Annotated in this window: 17 protein-coding genes and 2 pseudogenes; 9 read left to right on the top strand and 10 right to left on the bottom strand. The window is 70.5% G+C overall.

The annotated features are described in order from the left end of the window. Positions 1 to 33: 33 nt before the first annotated feature. Together ABXJ52_RS25840 and glgB are read left to right on the top strand one after the other, a co-directional pair. Positions 34 to 1,446 (top strand): maltokinase, encoded by a 1,413-nt coding sequence (locus ABXJ52_RS25840; RefSeq protein WP_367045053.1) that lies wholly within the window; start codon positions 34 to 36, stop codon positions 1,444 to 1,446. A gap of 159 nt (positions 1,447 to 1,605) precedes the next feature. Then, positions 1,606 to 3,840 carry a 1,4-alpha-glucan branching enzyme gene (gene glgB, locus ABXJ52_RS25835; protein ID WP_367049270.1) on the top strand — a complete coding sequence of 745 codons (2,235 nt, stop codon included), beginning with the start codon at positions 1,606 to 1,608 and terminating at the stop codon, positions 3,838 to 3,840. Positions 3,841 to 3,897: 57 nt separating this feature from the next. Here the strand turns inward: glgB and ABXJ52_RS25830 are convergent, their stop codons facing one another. From ABXJ52_RS25830 to ABXJ52_RS25805, 6 genes and pseudogenes are all read right to left on the bottom strand, one after another. Then, on the bottom strand, positions 3,898 to 6,138 hold the full coding sequence (locus ABXJ52_RS25830; protein WP_367045052.1) for a helicase: 2,241 nt from the start codon (positions 6,136 to 6,138) through the stop codon (positions 3,898 to 3,900). 165 nt (positions 6,139 to 6,303) lie between these two features. Further along, positions 6,304 to 6,642, bottom strand: a complete 339-nt coding sequence (gene trxA / locus ABXJ52_RS25825; protein WP_367049268.1) for a thioredoxin — start codon at positions 6,640 to 6,642, stop codon at positions 6,304 to 6,306. A gap of 39 nt (positions 6,643 to 6,681) precedes the next feature. Beyond that, positions 6,682 to 7,105 (bottom strand): annotated as a pseudogene (locus ABXJ52_RS25820) (MerR family transcriptional regulator). Between the two features lie 42 nt (positions 7,106 to 7,147). Beyond that, complete coding sequence (locus ABXJ52_RS25815; RefSeq protein WP_367045051.1) at positions 7,148 to 7,510, bottom strand: VOC family protein; 363 nt, start codon at positions 7,508 to 7,510, stop codon at positions 7,148 to 7,150. 33 nt (positions 7,511 to 7,543) lie between these two features. Beyond that, positions 7,544 to 8,428, bottom strand: coding sequence for an NAD(P)-binding domain-containing protein (locus tag ABXJ52_RS25810; protein WP_367045050.1), 885 nt, complete (start codon positions 8,426 to 8,428; stop codon positions 7,544 to 7,546). Between the two features lie 134 nt (positions 8,429 to 8,562). Continuing rightward, complete coding sequence (locus ABXJ52_RS25805) at positions 8,563 to 9,168, bottom strand: disulfide bond formation protein DsbA (protein WP_367049266.1); 606 nt, start codon at positions 9,166 to 9,168, stop codon at positions 8,563 to 8,565. Positions 9,169 to 9,455: 287 nt separating this feature from the next. Here ABXJ52_RS25805 and ABXJ52_RS25800 point away from each other — a divergent pair. Next, positions 9,456 to 10,313, top strand: a pseudogene (locus tag ABXJ52_RS25800) (glycoside hydrolase family 16 protein); the annotation flags it as partial. A gap of 32 nt (positions 10,314 to 10,345) precedes the next feature. Here the strand turns inward: ABXJ52_RS25800 and ABXJ52_RS25795 are convergent. From ABXJ52_RS25795 to ABXJ52_RS25785, 3 genes are all read right to left on the bottom strand, one after another. Then, a complete protein-coding gene (locus tag ABXJ52_RS25795; RefSeq protein ID WP_367045049.1) occupies positions 10,346 to 11,230 on the bottom strand; it encodes an SGNH/GDSL hydrolase family protein in 885 nt (294 codons plus the stop codon). A gap of 449 nt (positions 11,231 to 11,679) precedes the next feature. Continuing rightward, positions 11,680 to 11,910, bottom strand: a complete 231-nt coding sequence (locus ABXJ52_RS25790) for a hypothetical protein (protein WP_367045048.1) — start codon at positions 11,908 to 11,910, stop codon at positions 11,680 to 11,682. A 390-nt stretch (positions 11,911 to 12,300) separates the two neighbouring features. Then, the gene (locus ABXJ52_RS25785) at positions 12,301 to 14,001 is read right to left on the bottom strand and encodes an MFS transporter (RefSeq protein ID WP_367045047.1); all 1,701 of its coding nucleotides are present in this window, start codon (positions 13,999 to 14,001) and stop codon (positions 12,301 to 12,303) included. A gap of 232 nt (positions 14,002 to 14,233) precedes the next feature. Here ABXJ52_RS25785 and ABXJ52_RS25780 point away from each other — a divergent pair, with 232 nt between their 5' ends. Then, positions 14,234 to 14,872 (top strand): TetR/AcrR family transcriptional regulator, encoded by a 639-nt coding sequence (locus ABXJ52_RS25780; protein WP_367045046.1) that lies wholly within the window; start codon positions 14,234 to 14,236, stop codon positions 14,870 to 14,872. Here ABXJ52_RS25780 and ABXJ52_RS25775 read toward each other — a convergent pair. Then, the gene (locus ABXJ52_RS25775) at positions 14,869 to 16,281 is read right to left on the bottom strand and encodes a cation:dicarboxylase symporter family transporter (protein ID WP_367045045.1); all 1,413 of its coding nucleotides are present in this window, start codon (positions 16,279 to 16,281) and stop codon (positions 14,869 to 14,871) included. The two genes, ABXJ52_RS25780 and ABXJ52_RS25775, sit on opposite strands and share 4 nt — an antisense overlap. Positions 16,282 to 16,292: 11 nt before the next feature. Between ABXJ52_RS25775 and ABXJ52_RS25770 the strand changes: the two genes are divergently transcribed. The 5 genes from ABXJ52_RS25770 (at position 16,293) to ABXJ52_RS25750 (ending at position 21,659) form a co-directional block, all read left to right on the top strand. Next, positions 16,293 to 16,511 carry a hypothetical protein gene (locus ABXJ52_RS25770; protein ID WP_367045044.1) on the top strand — a complete coding sequence of 73 codons (219 nt, stop codon included), beginning with the start codon at positions 16,293 to 16,295 and terminating at the stop codon, positions 16,509 to 16,511. Between the two features lie 76 nt (positions 16,512 to 16,587). Further along, on the top strand, positions 16,588 to 18,342 hold the full coding sequence (locus tag ABXJ52_RS25765; protein ID WP_367045043.1) for a sensor histidine kinase: 1,755 nt from the start codon (positions 16,588 to 16,590) through the stop codon (positions 18,340 to 18,342). After that, positions 18,339 to 19,025, top strand: a complete 687-nt coding sequence (locus tag ABXJ52_RS25760; protein WP_367045042.1) for a response regulator — start codon at positions 18,339 to 18,341, stop codon at positions 19,023 to 19,025. The genes ABXJ52_RS25765 and ABXJ52_RS25760 overlap by 4 nt, the downstream gene beginning before the upstream one ends. A gap of 216 nt (positions 19,026 to 19,241) precedes the next feature. Beyond that, positions 19,242 to 20,597 (top strand): extracellular solute-binding protein, encoded by a 1,356-nt coding sequence (locus ABXJ52_RS25755; RefSeq protein ID WP_367045041.1) that lies wholly within the window; start codon positions 19,242 to 19,244, stop codon positions 20,595 to 20,597. Positions 20,598 to 20,798: 201 nt separating this feature from the next. Then, a complete protein-coding gene (locus ABXJ52_RS25750; protein WP_367049264.1) occupies positions 20,799 to 21,659 on the top strand; it encodes a sugar ABC transporter permease in 861 nt (286 codons plus the stop codon). Positions 21,660 to 21,690 lie beyond the last annotated feature (31 nt).

Genomic DNA, 21,690 nt, shown 5'->3' with positions numbered 1-21,690 from the left:
CCCTTGTCCGCACCGCGGAAAGGACGCGACGCCATGTCGGAAGCCGTCACCCGCCCGGGGATCACCGCGGACGCGCTGCTCGCCTCGCTCGATCCGCTGCTGCGCGCGTGGCTGCCACGGCAGCGCTGGTTCGCGGGCAAAGGCCGCCCCATCACCGACTTCACCCTGGTATCCGCGACCGAACTCCTGCCGCCGACCGCGGAGTTGGGGCTACTGCATCTGCTTGTCCGGGTCCGGCAGCCCCAGGTGCCCGAACAGGGCGGCGGTACGCCCGCGCTGCCCGCCGACTGCTACCAACTCCTGCTCGGCGTACGGCGTGAGCTGCCACCACGGCTCGCGCCCGCACTGATCGGACACGTGACGCGGGGGCCCCTCACCGGCTTCACGGTCTACGAAGCGCTGCACGACGCCCGGATGTCCGGCTTCCTCCTTGAGGCGCTGCGGGTGCGGGCTCGCGTCGGCAAGCTCCGCTTCGAGCGCGACACGCGTAAGGACATAGCCGACGACCTGGCCCCGCGTTTACTCGCCGCCGAGCAGTCCAACTCCTCGCTCGTGTACGGAGATACGTTCATTCTGAAGCTGTTCCGCCGCGTGGTGCCCGGCACCAATCCGGACCTGGAACTGCCCCTGACGCTCTCCCGCGAGGGCTGCCCGCAGGTCCCCGCGCCCGCCGCCTGGTTCCTGGCGGACATCGGGGACGACGCACATGTCCTCGGCGTGCTCCAGCCCTATCTGAAGGGCACGGTGGACGGCTGGGAGCTGGCCCTGCGGGAGCTCGCCGCGGAACGGGACTTCAGCGGTGAGGCGCGGGCGCTCGGCCGGGCGACCGCCGAGGTGCATCTGGCGCTGGCCCGCGCACTGCCCACCGTGACGCTGGGCCGCACCCAGCTGGAGCTGATCGCCGATGGCATGGCCGAGCGCCTGGACTCGGCGGCCAGGTCGGTGCCGGCCCTGCAGCCGTACGCGCCCGCCCTGCACACCACCTACGAGGCGCTCGCCGACCTGGGCCGGGGTGAGGAGACCTGGACGGCGCAGCGCGTCCACGGCGACCTGCACCTGGGGCAGTGCCTGCGCTCGCCCGCCGGGGAGTGGTCGGTCATCGACTTCGAGGGCGAGCCCTCACGCCCGCCGGCCGAGCGCAGGATGCCGCAGCATCCGGTACGCGACGTGGCGGGCATGCTCCGGTCCTTCGACTACGCGGCGCGCTCCCACGAGCCATGGGCGCCCGAGTGGGCGGGCGACTGCCGGGCGGCGTACTGCACGGGGTACGCGGAGGTCACCGGCCGCGACCCCCGTATGGACCCGGTGCTGCTGCGCGCCTACGAGACGGACAAGGCGGTGTACGAGGTCGTCTACGAGGCCCGTCACCGCCCCGACTGGCTTCCCGTACCCCTCGCCGCCATCAAGCGCCTCGCCACGAACGGCCCCGCCACCGAAGCCCACTGACCCCGCCATCGCCGAGGAGGCTCCCCCGTGACCCCCCGCCCGCAGCCGCGCAAACCGTCCGACGAGGCCAGCAAGAAGGGCAAGCGGAAACCGGAGCCCACAGGCCGGGCGCCCCAGCCACCCCGGCAGAAGCAACCGAAGCAACCCAAGCAACCGAAGCTGCCCGAGCAAACTGGGCAGCCGCCGCAGTCCGGCCGCCCCGCGTCGCCCGTCTCCCAGGCCGACCGAGCCCGCCTCCTGGCCGGCACCCACCACGACCCGCACGGCGTGCTCGGCGCCCACGTCGTGCGCGAGGGCATCGTCTTCCGCGCGCTGCGGCCTTACGCCCGCTCCGTCGCCGTCGTCGCCAAGGATCTGCGGGCGGAGCTGCACGACGACGGTGACGGGTTCTTCTCCGGGGTGCTCCCACTGCGCGAGGTCCCCGACTACCGGCTCCACATCACGTACGAGGACGCCGAACTGGAGATCCACGACGCGTACCGCGTCCTGCCCGCGCTCGGCGAGTTCGACCTGCATCTGATCGGCGAGGGCCGGCACGAGCAGTTGTGGCACGCGCTCGGGTCGCGCCCGATGGTGCACGAGGGGGCGACCGGCACCCGCTTCACGGTGTGGGCGCCCAACGCGCTCGGCGTGCGCGTGGTGGGGGGCTTCAACTTCTGGGACGGCTCCGGGTTCCCGATGCGCTCGCTCGGCGGCTGCGGCGTCTGGGAGCTCTTCGTGCCGTCCGTCGGCGAGGGCGAGCTCTACAAGTACGAGATCACCCGGCCCGACGGCACGAAGACGCTGCGGGCCGACCCCCTGGCCCGCCGTACGGAGGTCCCGCCCGCCAACTCCTCGGTGGTGCACGAGTCGCACCACGAGTGGCATGACGCGGAGTGGCTGGTGCGCCGGGCCGAGCTGCCCGTGCACGCGTCACCGTTCTCCGTCTACGAGGTGCATCTCGCCTCCTGGCGACCGGGCCTGACGTACCGCCAGCTCGCCGAACAACTCCCCGCGTACGTATCCGACTTGGGGTTCACGCACGTCGAGCTGATGCCGGTCGCCGAGCATCCCTTCGGCGGCTCGTGGGGCTATCAGGTCACCGGCTTCTACGCGCCGACGGCCCGGCTCGGCACGCCCGACGACTTCAAGTACCTGGTCGACGCGCTGCACCGGGCGGGCATCGGTGTCCTGATGGACTGGGTCCCCGCGCACTTCCCGCGCGACGACTGGGCGCTGGCGGAGTTCGACGGACGGACGCTGTACGAGCACGAGGACCCGAACCGGGCGGCGCACCCCGACTGGGGAACCCTGGAGTTCGACTACGGCCGCAAGGAGGTGCGTAACTTCCTTGTCGCCAACGCCTCTTACTGGTGCGAGGAGTTCCACATCGACGGCCTGCGCGTCGACGCCGTGGCCTCGATGCTGTACCTGGACTACTCGCGCGAGGACGGCGAGTGGACTCCGAACGCGCACGGCGGCCGTGAGAACCTCGACGCCGTCGCCTTCCTCCAGGAGATGAACGCCACCGTCTACCGCCGCGCACCCGGCGTCGTCACGATCGCCGAGGAGTCCACCGCCTGGGACGGCGTGACCCGCGAGACGCACCACCAGGGCCCCGGCGGCTTCGGCGGGCTCGGCTTCGGCCTGAAGTGGAACATGGGGTGGATGCACGACTCGCTCGACTACGTGTCGAAGGAGCCCGTGCACCGCAGGTTCCACCACAACGAGATGACGTTCTCGATGGTGTACGCGTACAGCGAGAACTACGTCCTGCCGATCTCGCACGACGAGGTCGTGCACGGCAAGCGGTCCCTGGTGTCGAAGATGCCCGGCGACTGGTGGCAGCAGCGCGCCAACCACCGCGCCTACCTGGGCTTCATGTGGGCCCACCCGGGCAAGCAACTCCTGTTCATGGGGCAGGAGTTCGCCCAGGGCGCCGAGTGGGCCGAGGGCCATGGCCCGGACTGGTGGCTGCTCGATCCCGCCTACGGGGCGGAGGCCGACCACCGGGGCGTACGCGACCTCGTGCGCGACCTCAACACCGTCTACCGCCGCGAACCGTCCCTGTGGCAGCGCGACACCGACCCCGGCGGCTTCGCCTGGGTCGAGGGCGACGCGGCCGAGGAGAACGTCTTCGCGTTCCTGCGGTACGCCGCCGAGGAGACGGACGAGGCGCCCCTTCTGGCCGTCTCCAACTTCTCGCCGGTGGTGCGGCACGAGTACCGCCTGGGCGTTCCCGGCGAGTTCACCGCCTGGCACGAGGTCCTGAACACGGACGCGGCACGCTACGGCGGCGGCGACGTCACCAACCCGGACCCGGTCAAGACCGAGCCGGTGGCGTCGCACGGCCGCCCCGCGTCCCTGCGCCTCACCCTGCCGCCGCTGGCCACGGTGTGGCTGCGACCCGCGTGAGGCAGTGCACTGGTCGAACTGCTCGCCAGTCGAACTGCTTGCCAGGCGAACTGCTCGCTAGGCGAACTGCTTGAGCGCCACCGGCAGCTCCTCGGCGTGCAGGATGCCGAGGCGCTGCGTGGCCCGGGTCAGGGCCACGTACAGGTCACTCGTGCCGTAGCGGCCCGGCTCCACGACCAGGACCGTGTCGAACTCCAGGCCCTTCGCCTGACGCGGGTCGATCAGCACGACCGGCCGCGTCAGGTCCGGGGCCTCCCCGGCCGTCACACCGGGGAGCTTTCCGGCGAGCCGCTCATGCAGCTCGCGCGGGGCGACCACCGCGAGGCGGCCCTCGTCCCGCGTCTCGTCCGCCACCGCTTCGGCCACGGCCGCGGCGAGGTCGTCGGTGCGGCGCGCCCAGGGCAGCACGCCCGTGGACCGCACCGAGCTGGGCGGCTCGAAGCCGGGGTACTCGACGCGCGGCACCTCGGCGGCCACGTCCATGATCTCCACGGGGGTGCGGTAGTTGACGCCGAGGCGTGTGTACTCCCAGCGGTCGTCGACGTACGGGGACAGGATCGTCTCCCAGGAGCCGCAGCCGCCGGCCTCCGCCGTCTGCGCGGGATCGCCGACCAGCGTCATCGAGCGGGTCGGACAGCGCCGCATCAGCAACCGCCAGGCCATCGCGGACAGTTCCTGCGCCTCGTCCACGATGATGTGCCCGAAGGCCCACGTCCGGTCGGCAGCGGCACGCTCGGCGGCGCTGCGGTGGTCGGCCTCCTCCTGGCGCTCGGCCATACGCTCCGCGTCGATGATGTCGTGCGCGAGCAGCACCTCGGAGTCCTCGTCGTCCTTGTCCTCGAACTCGTAGGTACGGGATGCGTACGAGACGTCGAGCACACCCTGGGCGTAGGCGATCTGCTTGGCACGCTCGGCCTCCGCCATCGCCTTCGCCGCGCTGTCGTCGCTGCCGAGCAGCTCGGCGGCCTCGTCCAGGAGCGGGACGTCGGCGGCCGTCCAGGCGGCGCCGCGCTCGCGCCGGACGATCCTGGCCTCCTCGTCCGGGAGATGCGGCGTCGGCTCCTCCAGGAAGTCGGCGAGGAAGCCCTCCGGGGTGAGCTGGGGCCACAACTCGTCGATGGCGGCGTGCACTTCGGGGCTTGCGGCGATCGCCTTGCCGAGCTGGGCGATGTCGTCGGGGCCGAGGAAGTTCGGGCCGCCGTACGGGTCGGCGCCGAGCCGCTCGGCGAGCTGCTCGGTGAGCATGTCGATGACGCGGAAGGCGAAGTGCGGGCGCCCGAGGTTGTGCGGGACGTCCGCCTCACGTGCCGCCTCGCGTGCTTCCTGCGCGATCGTCCAGTCCAGGACGAGGTCGCCGTCGTCGTGCTCGATGACCACGGGGGCGCCGGGCTCCGGGGTCCGCTGCCGGTCACGTACGGCGGCGGCGAGCACGTCCGCCATCTCCGCGCGGCCCTTCACCTCGGCGGCTTCGGGCGTTTCGGTGCCGGTGGCGCTCACGCCGGGGAACAGCTCGCCGACCGTCGAGAGGAGGACGCCGGTCTCGCCGAGGGCGGGCAGGACCTCGCTGATGTAGCCGAGGAAGGCGGGGTTCGGGCCGACGATGAGGACCGCGCGCTTGGCGAGCAGCTGGCGGTGGGCGTAGAGGAGGAACGCGGCACGGTGCAGCGCCACGACCGTCTTGCCGGTGCCGGGCCCGCCCTCGACGACGAGGACGCCGTGGTGCGGCGCCCGGATGATGCGGTCCTGCTCGGCCTGGATCGTCTGCACGATGTCGTGCATTCGCCCGGTACGGGCCGAGTCGAGCGCGGCGAGCAGCACCTCGTCGGCGTCCGCGCCCTCGTGCCCCGTGCGGGTGTCGTCGCTGAGGTCGAGAATCTCGTCGTGCAGGGCCGTCACGTCGCGGCCCTCCGTGGTGATGTGCCTGCGCCTGCGCAGCCCCATCGGCGTATGACCGGTCGCGAGATAGAAGGGGCGCGCCACCTCCGCACGCCAATCGATCACGAGAGGGGTGCGTTCGACGTCGGACGCGCGGATTCCGATGCGCCCGATGTGATGGTCACGGCCGTCGCGGAATTCGAGCCTCCCGAAGCAGAGCCCGTTCTCTCCCGCGTTGAAGGCGGCCAGCAGTCCGGACCGCTCCGCCACCAGGACGTCACGCTCAAGCCTGGCCTGCAGACCGTTGCCGACCTGCGTCAACGACGCCTGCACGGCGGCCTTCGCCTCCTCGCGCAGCGCGTCGAGGCGCGCATACAGCCCGGAGACGAATTGCTGCTCTTCCCGCAATTCCTCGGTTGACAATTCAGCCCCTCGCCAGTTACAGTGCTCTTATACAGATTCTCGCGATTCCAGTGTGCCCAAATGGGTAAGGGGTCGCGAAAGGATCCAATATACGCCAGGAAAAGCCCCGGACGCCAATTCGTCCGGGGCTTTTCCCTTTCCTGCTGCCGTATGTGCGTCAGAGCGTCAGAGCACCTCGGCTTCGGTCAGCTCCGCGAGCAGCTTGCGCTTGGGCCGCGCGCCCACCATGGACTTCACCGGCTCACCGCCCCGGAACACCACGAGGGACGGCACCGAGAGAATCCCGTACGCGATCGCCGTCCGCGGATTGTGGTCCACGTCCAGCTGCACGATCCTCAGCCGGCCCTCCTCCTCGCGCGCGATCTCACTGAGCACCGGCGCGAGCTGCCGGCACGGTCCGCACCACTCGGCCCCGAACTCCACGAGCACCGGCAGTTCCGCCTTGAGCACCTCGCCCTCGAAGTCGGCGTCCGTCACCTCGGCCACACCGTCGGCCTTGACCATCCCCATGTCCGCGTTCCCTCTCCCTCAGCCCGTCGCCCGTCAGCCCGTCAGCTCGCACTGCGGGTCCGGGCCGCCCGGGACCGCCGCCTCGGCGCGCACCAACTGCGCACTCACCTGCTCGCGCACCGCACTCAACTCGCTGATCAACGCGTCGAGTTCACCGATCTTGCGGCGGTACACGTCGAGCGACGCGGGGCATGAGTCGCCCTCCGGGTGCCCCGACCGCAGACACTCCACGAACGGCCGCGTCTCCTCCAGATCGAACCCGAAGTCCTGCAAGGTCCTGATCTGCTCCAGGAGACGCACGTCGTCCTCGTCGTAGGTGCGGTAGCCTCCCCCAAGCTCTTAAAGAGCAGGGGGGCCCCCATCCACTGCGACGAGCGGGCAGCAGCCCCCGTGACTCGTAGTACCGAAGCGTCCGCGTGGTGGTGCCGGCCCGCTCCGCAAGTTCGCCGATGCGCATGCGTACGACGGTAATCCTTGACGTGGGCGTCAAGGCCAGCGCTCAGGATGCCCTGGGGGGCTGATGCAGGCCGAAGGTGGACCCCTGGTCGTCCTTGCAGAGCCGGAACCGGCCGAACGCCGCGTCCGACTCCTCGCTCTCGCCGCCGATCGGCGCCTCGACGGTGCCGCCCAGCTTGATGACCTTGGCCAGGGCGGCCTCCAGGTCGTCGACCTGGAAGAAGAGGTAGGGCGCCGCCCCCGCGTCACCGCCGTGCATGCCGCCCGGCACACCCGGGGTCCCGATCACATACCCGTGCCCGGACGGCCCCGGTTCGAAGGACCAGCCGAGCAGTTCCCCGTAGAAGGCCCGCCCCCGCTCCGGGTCCTCGACACCGATCTCGAAGAAGCTCGGTTCACCAGTCATCTCACGGCTCCTGCTCTGTGACGGCGGTCACTTTCACCGTACGCCGCGTACCGCTTCGATGGTGGCCGTCCATCCGTCGGCGCCGTGGCCCTTGGCGATGGCCCGGTCCAGGACGGCCTTGATACCGCTCAGGGCGCCCACGTCGAGGCCCCGGTGCTCGGAGGCGTGGATGATGTGGTCGACGTTGACGGCTTCCGTGACGAGCGGGGCCTGCTCGCCCGGGTACTTGCCGGAGTCGACCTCGCTGCCCATCTCCTCGATGGCCGGCGGGAGGATGGCGATCATGGCGCTGAGGTAGGGCGCGAGTTCCGCGCCCTTCACGCCGTCCGCACCGGCCAGCGCGTACGCGTGGACGAGGCCGGACATGCTGGTCCAGAAGAAGTCCAGCAGGGCGTTGTCGTAGACGGCCGCGAGGCCGTGGTCCTCGCCGAGGTACACGGTGTTGCCGCCGAGCACCTTGAGCGTGCTCTCGTGCCGCTCGTACACGGCCTGCGGGCCACTGTGGAAGAGCAGCGCGTCGGGGGTGCCGATCACGGTCACGGGCACCAGGATGGCGCCGTCCAGGTAGTCGACGCCGTGCTCGGCGGCCCAGGCCGCAGCCTCGCGGGAGCGCTCCGGGGTGTCGGACGTGAGGTTCACCAGGGTGCGCCCCGCCAGGTCGGCGGAGATCGGGCCCAGCACGGCCCGCGAGACGCCGTAGTCGTAGAGGCAGACGACGACCAGGTCCGAGGCGCGGACCGCGTCGGCCGCGGTGGCGGCGCGCGTGGCCCCTGCGGCCACGAGGTCGTCGCCCTTGCCGGGCGTGCGGTTCCAGACGGTGGTGGGGTGGCCGGCCTTGAGGAACGCACCGGCGAGAGCCTGCCCCATGGCGCCAAGGCCGAGGACGGTTACGGGGGTCTTGAGCTGCTGTTCTGTCATGACGACCATGCTTGGCGCTCGCCCGCGTCCCTACAAGTACCGACTAATTAGTCAGGTACTTACGAAGAGGTAAGCAAGCGGGGGGACTTGGGCTCGGCGGCGTGCGGCGTGCGGCGTGCGAGGGGGGGCAGGGGTCAGTCGAAGTCGAGTTCGCCGTACGCCCGCTTGAGTTCGCTGAAGTCCTGGACTCCCGCCATCAGGACCACCCCGTCCCACAGCCGTCCCGCCGCGTCTCCCTTCGGTGCGGGCGAGACGACCGGGCCGAAGACCGCGCCCACTCCCTGGACGGAGAGCACCGGCGTGCCGACATCGGTGCCGACCAGCTCGATTCCTCGCTCGTGTGAGGCCCGCACGGCGTCGTCGTACTCCTGTGTCCAGGCCACCGCGGCGAGCCCCGTGGGCAGTCCGGCGTCGGCGAGCGCGCGCTCGGCGCCGTCCCATTCGCCCCGCTCGTGCAGCCGTGCCCCGAGCGCGTCGAAGTACGTCCCCAGCGCATCGCTCCCGTGCCGCGCGGCCACGGCCGCGCAGACCCGGCCCGGACCCCGCATGTAGTCACCCCGCTGCCCCTCGGGGTCCTCGGGGTCGACATCGAGGCCTTCGTTCAGGACCGAGAGGCTCATCACCCGCCACCGCACGCTGATGTCCCGCACCCGCTCGACCTCGCGGATCCACCGGGAGGTGAGCCAGGTGCAGGGGCACACGGGGTCGAACCAGAAGTCGACGTTCTGCGGCCTGTCCATCATCCAACTACCGTACGCCTTCGGGAAGTTGAGGCTCCGGACCCATTGACGTCCGGCATGCCTGCAACTACAAAACCCGGAGAGCGGAATGAGAGCGCTCTCAAGGCGCTCGCACACGTACGCACACTCCCCCCCCACGGAGGTGTTCCATGAGCACCACTCGCACTACTCCCACTACTCGCACCGCGCGCGTCGGTCGCGCACCTCGCATCGGTCGCCTCACCCGATCCCCCCGCACCGGGCCCGTCCTGGCCGCACTGGCCGCCATCGGTCTGCTCGGCGCTCTGATGACGCCCGGCACGGCCCGCGGCGACGTGCCGCCCGCGCCGGGCTGGGCGCTGGAGTGGAGCGACGACTTCAACGGGGCCGCGGGCTCCCGGCCGTCCGCCGACAACTGGCAGATCGACCTGGGGCACAACTACCCGGGAGGCCCGGCGAATTGGGGCACGGGTGAGATCCAGTCGTACACGGACTCCCCCGAGAACCTCGCCCTGGACGGAAACGGCAGCCTGCGGATCACCCCGCGCAGGGACGGCGCGGGAAACTGGACCTCGGCCCGCATCGAGACGAAACGCAGCGACTTCAAGGCTCCGGAGGGCGGCACGCTCGCCATCGAGGGCCGTATCCAGATGCCGGACATCACCGGGGAGAGCGCGCTCGGCTACTGGCCCGCCTTCTGGGCCCTCGGCGCGCCCTACCGCGGCAACTACCAGAACTGGCCGGCGATAGGCGAGTTCGACGTGATGGAGAACGTGAACGGCATCAACTCGGTCTGGGGCGTGCTGCACTGCGGCGTGAACCCGGGCGGCGACTGCAACGAGACGCAGGGGCTCGGCGCCAACCGGGCCTGTCCCGGCGCAAGTTGCCAGTCGGCGTTCCACACGTACCGTTTCGAATGGGACCGCTCGACGACGCCGAACCAACTGCGCTGGTACGTGGACGGGGAGCAGTTCCACACCCTCTCCCAGGACCGCTTCTCCGCGGCCACGTGGTCCAACATGACCGACCATGCGGGCTACTTCATCCTGCTGAACGTCGCGATGGGCGGCGCCTTCCCCGACGGTGTCGCCGGCAGGGCGACACCGGTAGCGCAGACGGAACCGGGGAAGGCGATGGCGGTGGACTACGTGGCGGTGTGGACGAAGCGGCCCTAGGGGGCCCTGGGCCGGAGGCCGGGTCAGCCCAGCTTCAGTACGGAGATGGCCTGGTCGGCCATCCTGGACTCGCCGAGGGCGTTCGGGTGCACCGGGACGAAGTTCGTGCCGAACAGCACGGGCTCGACCCAGCGCGTGCCCCGCGGCTTGCAGGCGTCGTGCCCCTGCGAGGCGGCGGCCATGTCGACGAACGTGGCACCCGTCTCGGAGGTGGCGCGCTGCACGGTCTTGTTCAAGTGGGCCTGCAGATCCCGCAGATAGGGGATGTCCCCGGTGGCGATCGGCATCTTGGCGAAGCAGGCGCGGTCGGCCTCGGCCGGCACGATCCAGGGGTAACCGAGCACGCCGATGCGCGCGTTCGGGGCCTTGGCCTTGACCGCGCGCAGGGCGTTCTTCAGCGCGGGGTACGTACTGGTGTCGATCGCCTTGGTGAACTTGTCCCCGTTGGCGTCCTTGCAGGGGCTGCCCTTGCCGCCGGAGAGCACTCCGGCGGAGCCGCAGGCGACGATCGCGCCGATGAAGGTGTTGTTGTCGTTGCCGCCGATGGTCAACGTCACGAGATCCGTGTCGGCGTCGACGGCGTCGAGCTGCGGGGCCACGCCGGGGTACTGCGCGCCCGCGAAGTCCTTGGTCTGGGCCCCGCCGCAGGTCACGTCGGTGAGCTGGGCGCCGGTTCGACTGGCCACGATGTGCGGGTAGTTGGCCGTCGAGCGCGCACAGAGGAGGGGCGCGGTCGGGTCGAGCGGCAGGACGCCGGATCCGGCGCTGAAGCTGTCACCGAGGGCCACGTAGTCGAGCGGGTCGCCGCCGGCCGCCTGGGCGGGTGCGGCGGCAAGGCCGAGGGTGGCGGTGCCTGCGGCGGCGAGTGTGGCGGCTGCCAGGCGCAGGGCGCGTGCGCGGATCACCATCTGGAGTCTCCTTTGAATCCGATGAATCCGATGGGGGGTCAGCCCCGGAGAAGAGCGAGCAGGCCGCGGGCGCCAACAGTGCTGCTACGAAGGTGTTTTGGGCAGGCTTCAGCGGCTTTCGGCGGTTCTCGGTGGTGCAACGCTGAAGTTACTGGCAGGTTTGAACAAGAGTCAACAGTCGGCACACGCGTCCACCTGGATGGCGGAGCCCTCGCTCGGCGGGGCGGGTCCCTCGCTCGCCGCGGGGGCCCTCGCTCGGCGCGGCGGGTCGCTCGCTCGGCGCGGGGGGGGGTCGCTCGCTCGGCGGGGGCAGCTCCTTCGCTCGGCGCGGTGGAACCCTCGCTCGGCGCAGGGGGTCCCTCGCTCGGCGCGGTGGAACCCTCGCTCGGCGCAGGGCCCCCGCTCGGCGGGGAGGAGCTCCTTCGCTCGGCGCGGGGGGCCTTCGTTCCCTAGTCCCGCAACGCGCGTCGCACCCGCGCGCAGAACTCCTCCACCGCGCTCTGCTCCGGCTCCGTGCCCTCGTCGAGCATCGCCGTCTGGAGGCCGGGGCCGTACGCGCCGCCGTGGCGATCGATGTCGGAGGTACGGGCGGGCTGCACGACGAAGTGGATGTGACCGGGCACGCGCCCGGCAAGACGGCCCACCGCCCTGCACCATCCCGCCGCTTCGCGACGGATCATTCCCGCCCACCCACCCGTTTGCCCCGCAGCTACACCAGACGTAGGGCAGCGACGCCTGCCCTCCCTCATGGCTGCACCACGGGGCAATCGGGTAGGTGGGCGGGGAAGCATCCGCCGCGAAGCGGCGGCTCAACCCGGAGCGGCAGCTCAGCCCCGACCGGCGCCGCGCCCGAGCCACGGTGGGTGGGTGGGTGGGTGGGGAAGCATCCGCCGCGGAGCGGCAGATCAGCCCCGAGCGGCACCGCGCCCAAGCCACGGCGGGCGGGTGGGCGGGAAGCATCCGCCCCGGAGCAGCGGCACCGCACCCGGGCCACGGTGCGCGGGTGAGAAGCATCCACCCCGGAGCCGCAGCTCAGCCCCGACCGGCTCCCCGCCCAAGCCAGGCCACCGCTACCGGCGCCCCGCGGGCTCGGGGGCCGCGGGCTCCGTGGGTTCCGAGGCCAGGGGCCCGCCCGCGGCCTCCGTCGGCGCACCCTTCCGCCGTCCCGGCAACAACACCGCCACCACCACAGTCCCCACCCCCAGAATCACCGCACCGATCAGACTGGTGTGGGCCACCGCGCCAGAGAACGCCGAGCCCACCGCATCAGCCATCTGGTGCGCGCCCCCGGCGAGTTCCTGTGCCTGCGACTTCAGCTGCGCCGCCTCCTGGGGCGACGAAGCCCCCGCCGCCTTCTCCGAGAGCGCACGCGCCTGCTCGGCGATGCCCTGCGCCACGCCGTTGCCCGCGCCCACCGAGTCCTGTGCCGTGTCGAGCGCGGAGGCGGGAAGCTTGCTCCCGGCGGTCTCGTCGGCCAGCTTCGACCCGTACGAACTCGCGAGGACCGAGCCGAGTACCGCGATCCCCAGCGAACCGCCCAGCTCCAGCGAGGTGTCGTTCACCGCGCCGCCCACGCCGAGTTCCGACTCGGGGAACGCGCCCATGATGACGTCCGTGCACGGCGAGACCGCGAAGCCGAGGGAGAGGCCGAGGATGATCAGCGGTGCCACGAAGTCCCCGTACGTGGAACCCGCCTCGATCTGCGTGAGCAGGGCGAGCGCGACCGTGCCGCCGACCATGCCCGCAACCACCATGATCTTGCCGCCGATACGCGGCGCGAGGATCCCGGTGACCGCCGAGCCCACGAACACCGCTCCGGCCAGCGGCAGCATGCGGACGCCGGTCTCCAACGGGTCGTAGGCCAGGACGAACTGAAGGTGCTGGGTCAGGTAGTAGAAGGCGCCGAACACCGCGAGGAAGAAGAGCGCCACTGCCAGGTTCGAGCCCGCGAAGCCCCGCTGCGTGAACTTGCGTACGTCCAGGACCGGGCGCGGGTGCTTCAGCTCCGAGATGATGAAGGCGATCAGGCCGAGGCCCGCCACCACCGCCGCGGAGATCGCCCGCACGCCCCACCCGAAGTGCGGGCCGTCGATGATCATGAAGATCAGGGAGCCGACCCAGACGACCGAGAGCAGTCCGCCCACGTAGTCGATGCGGCCGTGCTGCGCGGCCTTGGACGGCGGTACGAGGACGAACGCGCCGATGATCGCGAGCACCGCCACCGGGATGTTGATCAGGAACGTCGAGTGCCAGCCGTTGTCACGGAGCAGCGCGCCCGCGATCAGCGGACCCGCGGCGATCGCGATGCCGGACGTCGCCGCCCAGATGGTGATCGCCTTGGCCCGTTCCGCGCGCGGGAACGTCGCCGCGAGCAGCGAAAGCGTGGCGGGCATGATCAGCGCCGCGCCCACGCCCATCACCGCGCGGACCACGATGACCGCCGTAGAACTGTCCACCATGGCGCCCGCCCCCGCGCCGACGGACATGATCACCAGGCCGAGCACCAGCGCGCCCCGGCGGCTGTACTTGTCGCCGATCGCGCCGAGCAGCAGCATCAGCGCGGCGTACGGGACGGTGTAGGCGTCGATGACCCACTGCAGGTCGGAGCTGGACAGGCCGAGGTCCATGGTCATGTCGGGCGCGGCCACCGTCAGGGCGGTGTTCGCCATCACCGCGATCAGCAGACTCAGACACAGGACGCCGAGGGCCCACCAGCGGCGGGCGTACGGACGGTCCATCCGTTCGACCGGTTCCTTGATCAGCAGAGGCATTGGATTCCACCCATCCCGTTTGTCGCTCACACATTTGCCGCTCACGCATGTGTCGCTCACGCATGTGCCGCTCACCTATTGCACACGCTTGTGCAACTACACACTGCTGTGCAAGATACCCGATGTTGCACAGGTGTGTGCAAGTCGGGGCCGCGGGCACGGTCGAGTGGGGAGCGCGGGCACGGCCGAGTGCGCGGCACGGGGCCATGAGTCGAGTGGGCAGAATGGGGCCATGAGCCCCCGCCCAGCGAGCAGCGTCAGAGCCGACGCCAACCGCCGCCGCATCCTCGACGTCGCCGTCGCGGAGCTGCTGCGCGACCCCGACGCGTCCATGGACCAGATCGCGCGCGCGGCGGGCGTCGTACGACGGACGGTGTACGGGCATTTCCCCAGCCGTGACGCGCTGGTCGAGGCGATCGTGGAGCGGGCCATCGCGGCGGTGGAGACCGCGCACGCCGCGGGCCGCGCGGGCGTCGACGACCCCGCGGAGGCGGTGGCGAGTTCGCTGCTCGCCGTGTGGGAGGTCGCCGACCGCTACCGCCTGCTGCTCTCCCTCGGCGAGCGGAGCGTGACGATGGGCGCCATCCGCGAACGGCTCGGCCGCGTCCACGAGGAGGGCCTGGAGACGTTCCAACGCGGCCTGGACGACGGCACCTTCGTGTCACCGCTGCCGACACGGGCGCTCGGCTACGTGCTCGAAGGGATTCTGTTCGCCGTGATGGAGGCCGTGAACGACGGTGTCGTAGCGGCGGAAAAGGCGGGCAGGTCCACCGCGATCACGTTTCTGACCGCGGCGGGCCTGCCCGCCTCACAGGCCACCGAGCTGGTGACCAGGGTCGCCGACAGGAGAGCGGCGACCACCGACGCCTAAGGCGTCAGGGACTTCTTCTCGGTGCTGACCGGCTGCGTCGGCACGGCGTCCACCGTCTCCTGCTCGGCCGTCTCGGGCCCGTGGCCACCGTCGTCGAGCAGGGTCTTCTCGTCGAACGGCAGCTTCCCGTCGAGCACGAGCTCGACCCGCTCGCGGTCGACCTCCTTGGTCCACGTGCCGATCAGGAGCGTCGCCACCGCGTTGCCGGCGAAGTTGGTCAGCGCGCGGGCCTCGCTCATGAAGCGGTCGACGCCGATGATCAGGCCGACGCCGTCCACCAGGCCCGGCTTGTGCGACTGCAGGCCACTGGCGAGGACCGCGATGCCCGAACCGGAGACGCCCGCCGCGCCCTTGGACGCGATCATCATGAACAGCAGCAGCGAGATCTGCTCACCGATGCCGAGCGGCTGGTCCATCGCCTCGGCGATGAACAGCGACGACATCGTCAGATAGATCATCGTGCCGTCGAGGTTGAAGGAGTAGCCCGTCGGGACGGTGATGCCGACGACCGGACGGCTGACGCCCAGGTGCTCCATCTTCGCGATGAGCCGCGGGAGGGCGGACTCGGAGGACGAGGTGGAGAGGATCAGCAGGAACTCGCGGCCCAGGTATTTCAGGAGCTTGAAGAGATTGACCCCGGTCACCAGGCGCAGCAGCGCGCCGAGCACGATCAGGATGAACAGCGCGCAGGTGACGTAGAACCCGACCATGATCGTGGCGAGGGCCTTCAGGGCGTCCGTGCCGGTCTCGCCGACCACCGCGGCCATCGCGCCGAACGCACCGACCGGAGCGGCCCACATGATCATGCCGAGTACGCGGAAGACGAGCCGCTGGATGTGCCCGATGCCGCGCAGGATCGGCTCCCCGGAGCGGCCCATGGCCTGCAGCGCGAAGCCCACGAGCAGCGCGACGAGCAGGGTCTGCAGGACCTCGCCCTCGGTGAAGGCGGAGACGAGCGTCTTCGGGATGATGCCGAGCGCGAAGTCGACGAGCCCCTTGTCCGCCTCTTCGGCGGCGTCGTGGCCCGCGCCCTTCTCGGAGTCGGTGATGTCCATGCCCGAGCCCGGGTGCAGGATGTTGCCGACGATCAGGCCGATGGCGAGCGCGACGACCGACATCGCGACGAAGTAGGCGAGCGCGAGGCCGCCGACCTTGCCGACCTTGGCGGCCTTACGGACGGAGCCGACGCCGAGGACGATCGTGCAGAAGATGATCGGCGAGATCATCATCTTGATCAGGTTCACGAAGCCGGTGCCGACCGGCTTGAGCTCCTTGGCGAAGTCGGGCACGAGCAGGCCGACACCGATACCGAGGACCACGGCGATGATGACGGCGATGTACAGATAGTGGGTCCGGTCCCGCTTGGCAGCGGGTGCCGGTGTCACCTGGCTGTCGGTGGTGTCGGCCACGAGGGCCCTCCTTGAACGACTACGTCGGCGTTTTCGGCCAGTGCGTGGGCTTCACGTCCTGGTACGGCCAGTGCGTGCGGCTCACGTCCTGGTACGGCCAGTCCGTGCGGCTCACGTCCTGGTACGGCCAGTCCGTGCGGCTCACGTCCTGGTACGGCCAGTCCGTGCGGCTCACGTCCTGGTACGGCCCGTGCGTGCGGCTCACGTCGTGGGCAGGCGAATCCCGGTGACTATCTCTCGCCCTGTGAGGGCGGTCACCCTTACGTTCATTTAGTTCGCACTTACGGTGCCAGGCAGACTGGCCCCATGTCCCTCGCCCGTCCGCCCCGGCCGCGCAGCCTCGCCGGGCAGCTCTTCGCGATGCAGATCGTGCTGGTCACCGTCGTGGTGGCCGGGTGCGCCCTCTTCACGTTCCTGAGCGACCGGCAGCAGGCGGAGGAGGGCGCGCGCCGCCAGGCGACGGCCGCGGCGCGGGCGGTCGCGGACTCCCCTTCGGTACGGGAGGCCGCGCGTGGCGAGAATCCGTCGAGGACCCTCCAGCCGTACGCGACCGACGTGCGCCGCCACACCGGCGTCGACTTCGTCACGATCATGGACCCGGACGGCATCCGCTGGACCCATCCCGACGAGGACGAGATCGGCGAGCGCTTCCTCGGGCACCGGGCACAGGCGCTGCGGGGCCGGACCTTCACGGAGACGTACACGGGGACGCTCGGCCCCTCGGTGCGCGTGGTCACGCCGATCCTCACCGACGACGGAACCGGCCGCATCACCGGCCTGGTCAGCGCGGGCATCACCATCGAGGAGATCAGCGAGAAGGCGCGCGGCCAGCTCCTCGCCCTGCTCGGCGTCGCGGCGGGCGCGCTCGCGCTCGGCGGAATCGGTACCTACGTCATCAACGCCCGGCTGCGCCGCCACACCCACGGCATGAACGCCGCCGAGCTGAGCCGCATGCACGACTACCACGAGGCCGCGCTGCACGCGGTGCGCGAGGGGCTCCTGATGCTGGACGGGCAGCGGCGTATCGCCCTCATCAACGACGGAGGGCGCGAGCTGCTCGGCGTATCGGGCGACCTGGTCGGCCGCAACGTCGCCGAGCTCGGCCTGCCCGCACCGCTGACAGGCGCGCTGCTCGCGGCCGAGCCGCGGGTGGACGAGCTGCACCTCACGGCGGACCGGGTGGTCGTGGTGAACACCTCGCCCGTGTCGAGCGGTGAGCGACGCGGCACGGTGGTGACGTTGCGCGACCACACCGAACTCCAGGCGCTGACCGGCGAGCTGGACTCGGAGCGCGGCTTCACGCGGGCGCTCCGCTCGCAGGCCCACGAGGCGGCGAACCGCCTGCACACGGTGGTCTCCCTCATCGAACTGAGCCGCGCGGACGAGGCCGTCGAATTCGCCACCGCCGAGCTGGAGCTGGCCCAGACGCTGACGGACCAGGTGGTCGCGGCGGTGAGCGAACCGGTGCTCGCGGCCCTGCTCCTGGGCAAGGCCGCCCAGGCGAACGAACACGGCGTGGAGCTCGTCGTCTCCGCCGACAGCAGCATCGACGACGGCATGCTCCCGGCGGACCTGCCGGCGCGCGACCTGGTGACGGTCCTCGGCAACCTGATCGACAACGCGGTGGACGCGGCCCAGGGATCGCCCGCCGCCCGCGTGACGGTGACGGCACGCGCGGACGACGCGGGACTGACGCTACGGGTGTCCGACACCGGCCCCGGAGTCGACCCGGCCCATACGGAGGCGGTCTTCCGGCGCGGCTGGTCGACGAAGGCCACGGCCGGCCGCGGCCTGGGCCTGGCCCTGGTCCACCAGACGGTGACGAAGCACGACGGCACGCTCACGGTGCGGGAGGCGGCCGGAGGAGGGGCGGAGTTCGAGGTGCACTTGGGCAGCACCGAGTCCGCTCCTGTTGTGGGCAGGCGTTCCGCAGGGCGATTGGGGTCTCCCCTGGTCGAGCGAAGCCGAGAGCTTGGGGAAGGGTGGGCACAACCCTCGATGCCGGGTGCGGATGAAGGGGCGTCCAGTACGCCGGACGTGGCAGACGGAGGCACCAAGTGACTGAGCCCATCAGGGTCCTGGTAGTAGAGGACGACCCCGTAGCCGCCGATGCCCACGTCCTCTACGTGAACCGCATCCCCGGCTTCCACGCCGTGGGCAAGGCGCACAGCGCGGCCGAGGCGAAACGCGCCCTGGACCGCACCGAGGTCGACCTCCTGCTCCTGGACCTGCACCTCCCCGACGGCCACGGACTCCAGCTGGCCCGCACCCTGCGCGCCGCGGGCCACCGCACGGACGTCATCGCCGTCACGTCGGCCCGCGATCTCGCCGTCGTACGCGAGGGCGTCTCCCTCGGTGTGGTCCAGTACGTGCTCAAGCCCTTCACCTTCGCCACCCTGCGCGACCGCCTGACCCGGTACGCCGAGTTCCGCACCGCCGCGGGCGAGGCCACCGGGCAGGACGAGGTGGACCGTGCCCTGGCCACCCTGCGCGCGCCAGGACCCGCCGCCCTGCCGAAAGGGCTGAGCGGCCCCACTCTGGAGAGGGTGACCCGCGCGCTGCGCGACGCTCCCCCCGAGGGTGTCACCGCCGCGGCCGCCGCCGAGACCGTGGGCATCTCCCGCATCACCGCCCGCCGTTACCTGGAGCACCTGGTCACCACGGGCCGCGCCGCCCGCACCCCGCAGTACGGCCACGTCGGCCGCCCCGAGTACGCGTACCGCTGGCTGACCTCGAACACCTGACGCCCCAAGTACCCGTCCGGGTACGCCGGTTCAGACCACCCGGCGCCCCCGCACGGGTCCACGCGCCGCCGCCAATAACAACGTTGTCACGTTGGTGACAAGGGGCGACGCACGGGCATTGACCTTGCTCCGAACCCGCCCTTACGTTCACCGGGCAGCCCCGCGTTGCGCCCTGCGTGGTAACCCAGCCGCGTCGGCCAGTAGGAGGTCGTGCCCGTGCGTCCCACCACCCCTCTGCTCCTCGCCACCGCCCTGGTCGCCGCCGGCACCCTCACCGCGTGCGGCGGGGACTCCGGCGACGATCCGGACACCGTGAAGGTCTCCTTCAAACAGTCCACGGACAACCAGGTCAAGGTCATGGACACCTTCCTGGCGGACATCAAGAAGCAGTTCGAGAAGGAGAACCCCGGCAAGAAGGTGAAGCTGGTGCCGATCAAGGCGCCGGACTCCGAGTACTACACCAAGCTCCAGCAGATGATGCGCTCCCCGAAGACCGCGCCCGACCTGGTCTACGAGGACACCTTCCTCATCAACTCGGACATCGCCAGCGGGTACTTGAAGCCGCTCGACCCCTACCTGGACAAGTGGAAGGACTGGAACCAGTTCATCGACACGTCCAAGTCGGCGGCGAAGGCCGCGGACGGCAAGACGTACGGCGTACCGGACGGCACCGACACCCGCGGCCTGTGGTTCAGCAAGGCCATCTTCAAGAAGGCCGGGCTGCCGGCCGACTGGCAGCCCAAGTCGTGGGACGAGATCCTGCAGGCGGCGCGCACCATCAAGAAGAAGGTCCCCGGTGTCACGCCCATGAACGTCTACACGGGCAAGCCCGCGGGCGAGGTCGCCACCATGCAGGGCATGGAGATGCTCCTGTACGGCACGGGCGAGGACCCGATGTACGACCCGAAGTCCAAGAAGTGGGTGACGGGGAGCCAGGGCTTCAAGGACTCCCTCGAATTCGTCGAGACGGTCTACAAGGAGAAGCTCGGCCCGGAGGTCACCGACGCCCTCGACCCGAACTTCGCCACCCGGGTGCGCGGTGAACTCCTCCCCGAGGACAAGCTCGGCATCAACCTCGACGGTTCCTGGCTCCCGCAGGACTGGGGCAAGGGCGCGGGCCATGAGTGGCCCGAGTGGTCGAAGAAGCTGGGCCTCGCCCATATGCCGACCCAGAACGGCGAGGCACCCGGCAAGGTGAGCATGTCCGGCGGCTGGACCTGGGCGATCCCCACCAAGGCGGCCAACCCCGACCTGGCCTTCAAGTTCATCGAGCAGATGCAGACCAAGGCCAACGCCCAGAAGTGGTACGTGGCGAACTCGGGCATCGCGGTCCGCAAGGACGTCGCCGCCGACCCCGACTACCTCAAGGCGCAGCCAGGCCTGAAGTTCTTCACCGACCTGGTGCCGTCGACGCACTACCGGCCCGCGTATCCGGCGTACCCGAAGGTCTCCACGGCGGTGCAGGAGGCCATGGAGAAGGTCACGACGGGCGACGCCTCCGTGGCGGACGCGGCGAGCGGGTACGACGAGGAGGTCAAGGCGGCGGCGGACGGCGAGGTCGTCGAGAAGTAGCCGCGGCTCCGCGATCCGGCAGCCAAACACCGTCGGCGGGCAAGCGAGGTCGGCAGGCAGGCAACTTCGCCGGGCAAACCCCGTCGGCAGGCAAGCAAGGGAAGTGAGACCCCCGAGGTGACCACCGCACCCCCCGCCGGGCCCGCCGGCGTCGTCAAGACTCCCGGGGCGGGGGCATCACGCCCCCCGTCGCGCCGCAAGCTGACGGGCAGGGCCCTGACCCGCGCACTGCCCGTCTCCCCCGCCGTGATCCTGCTGCTCCTCTTCCTGGCGGGGCCCATCGGCTACTGCGCCTACATCGCCTTCACCGACCTCCAGCTCACCGGCCAGGCGGAGTCGAGCTTCGTCGGGTTCGACAACTTCCGTAAGGCGTTCGGCGACGAGGCGTTCCTCAACGCGGTGTGGCTGACGCTCGTCTTCACGGTCGTGTCGTCCCTGATCGGCCAGAACACGATCGGCCTGGCGCTCGCGTCCCTGATGCAGCGGGCGTCCAAGCCGGTCCGCACACTCACCGGCGCGATCGTGATTACGGCGTGGGTGCTGCCGGAGGTGGTGGCGGCCTTCCTCCTGTACGCGTTCTTCCGCCGCGAGGGCACGCTGAACGCGGTCCTGGACTTCCTCAACCTGCCGTCCCAGAACTGGATGTACACGCTGCCGATCCTGGCGGTGTCGTTCGCCAACGTATGGCGGGGGACGGCGTTCTCGATGCTGGTCTACTCGGCGGCCCTGAACGAGATCCCCAAGGAGATCACCGAGGCGGCCGAGGTGGACGGCGCGGGCGGCTGGCGGCGCATGTGGCACATCACGCTCCCGATGATCCGCCGCTCCATCGGCACGAACCTGATGCTGAACACCCTGCAGACCCTGTCCGTCTTCGGTCTGATCTGGGTGATGACGCGAGGCGGCCCGGGTAACCGCAGCCAGACCCTTCCCCTGTTCATGTACGAACAGGCCTTCCAGAAGAGCATGATCGGTTACGGCACGGCGGTGGCGCTTCTGCTCCTGGTCGTCGGCTCACTCTTCTCCCTCGTCTACATGCGTCTGCTCCGCACGGAGGTCTGAGTGTCCGCCAACACCGTCAAGTCGCCCACCC

It is taken from the genome of Streptomyces sp. Je 1-332 (assembly GCF_040730185.1).
Classification (GTDB): Bacteria; Actinomycetota; Actinomycetes; order Streptomycetales; family Streptomycetaceae; genus Streptomyces.
The sequence above is the reverse complement of the archived record's forward strand: the minus strand, read 5'-3'. Positions and strand labels throughout refer to the sequence as shown.

Bases quoted from the DNA above. Each gene is read 5' to 3' on its own strand.
- ABXJ52_RS25780 (WP_367045046.1), top strand. From the start codon at position 14,234: ATGAGCCCCCGCCCAGCGAGCAGCGTCAGAGCCGACGCCAACCGCCGC.
- ABXJ52_RS25765 (WP_367045043.1), top strand. From the start codon at position 16,588: ATGTCCCTCGCCCGTCCGCCCCGGCCGCGCAGCCTCGCCGGGCAGCTC.
- ABXJ52_RS25810 (WP_367045050.1), bottom strand. From the start codon at position 8,428: ATGACAGAACAGCAGCTCAAGACCCCCGTAACCGTCCTCGGCCTTGGC.
- ABXJ52_RS25790 (WP_367045048.1), bottom strand. From the start codon at position 11,910: ATGATCCGTCGCGAAGCGGCGGGATGGTGCAGGGCGGTGGGCCGTCTT.
- ABXJ52_RS25795 (WP_367045049.1), bottom strand. From the start codon at position 11,230: ATGGTGATCCGCGCACGCGCCCTGCGCCTGGCAGCCGCCACACTCGCC.
- trxA (WP_367049268.1), bottom strand. From the start codon at position 6,642: ATGGTCAAGGCCGACGGTGTGGCCGAGGTGACGGACGCCGACTTCGAG.
- ABXJ52_RS25785 (WP_367045047.1), bottom strand. From the start codon at position 14,001: ATGCCTCTGCTGATCAAGGAACCGGTCGAACGGATGGACCGTCCGTAC.
- ABXJ52_RS25815 (WP_367045051.1), bottom strand. From the start codon at position 7,510: ATGACTGGTGAACCGAGCTTCTTCGAGATCGGTGTCGAGGACCCGGAG.
- ABXJ52_RS25805 (WP_367049266.1), bottom strand. From the start codon at position 9,168: ATGGACAGGCCGCAGAACGTCGACTTCTGGTTCGACCCCGTGTGCCCC.
- ABXJ52_RS25840 (WP_367045053.1), top strand. From the start codon at position 34: ATGTCGGAAGCCGTCACCCGCCCGGGGATCACCGCGGACGCGCTGCTC.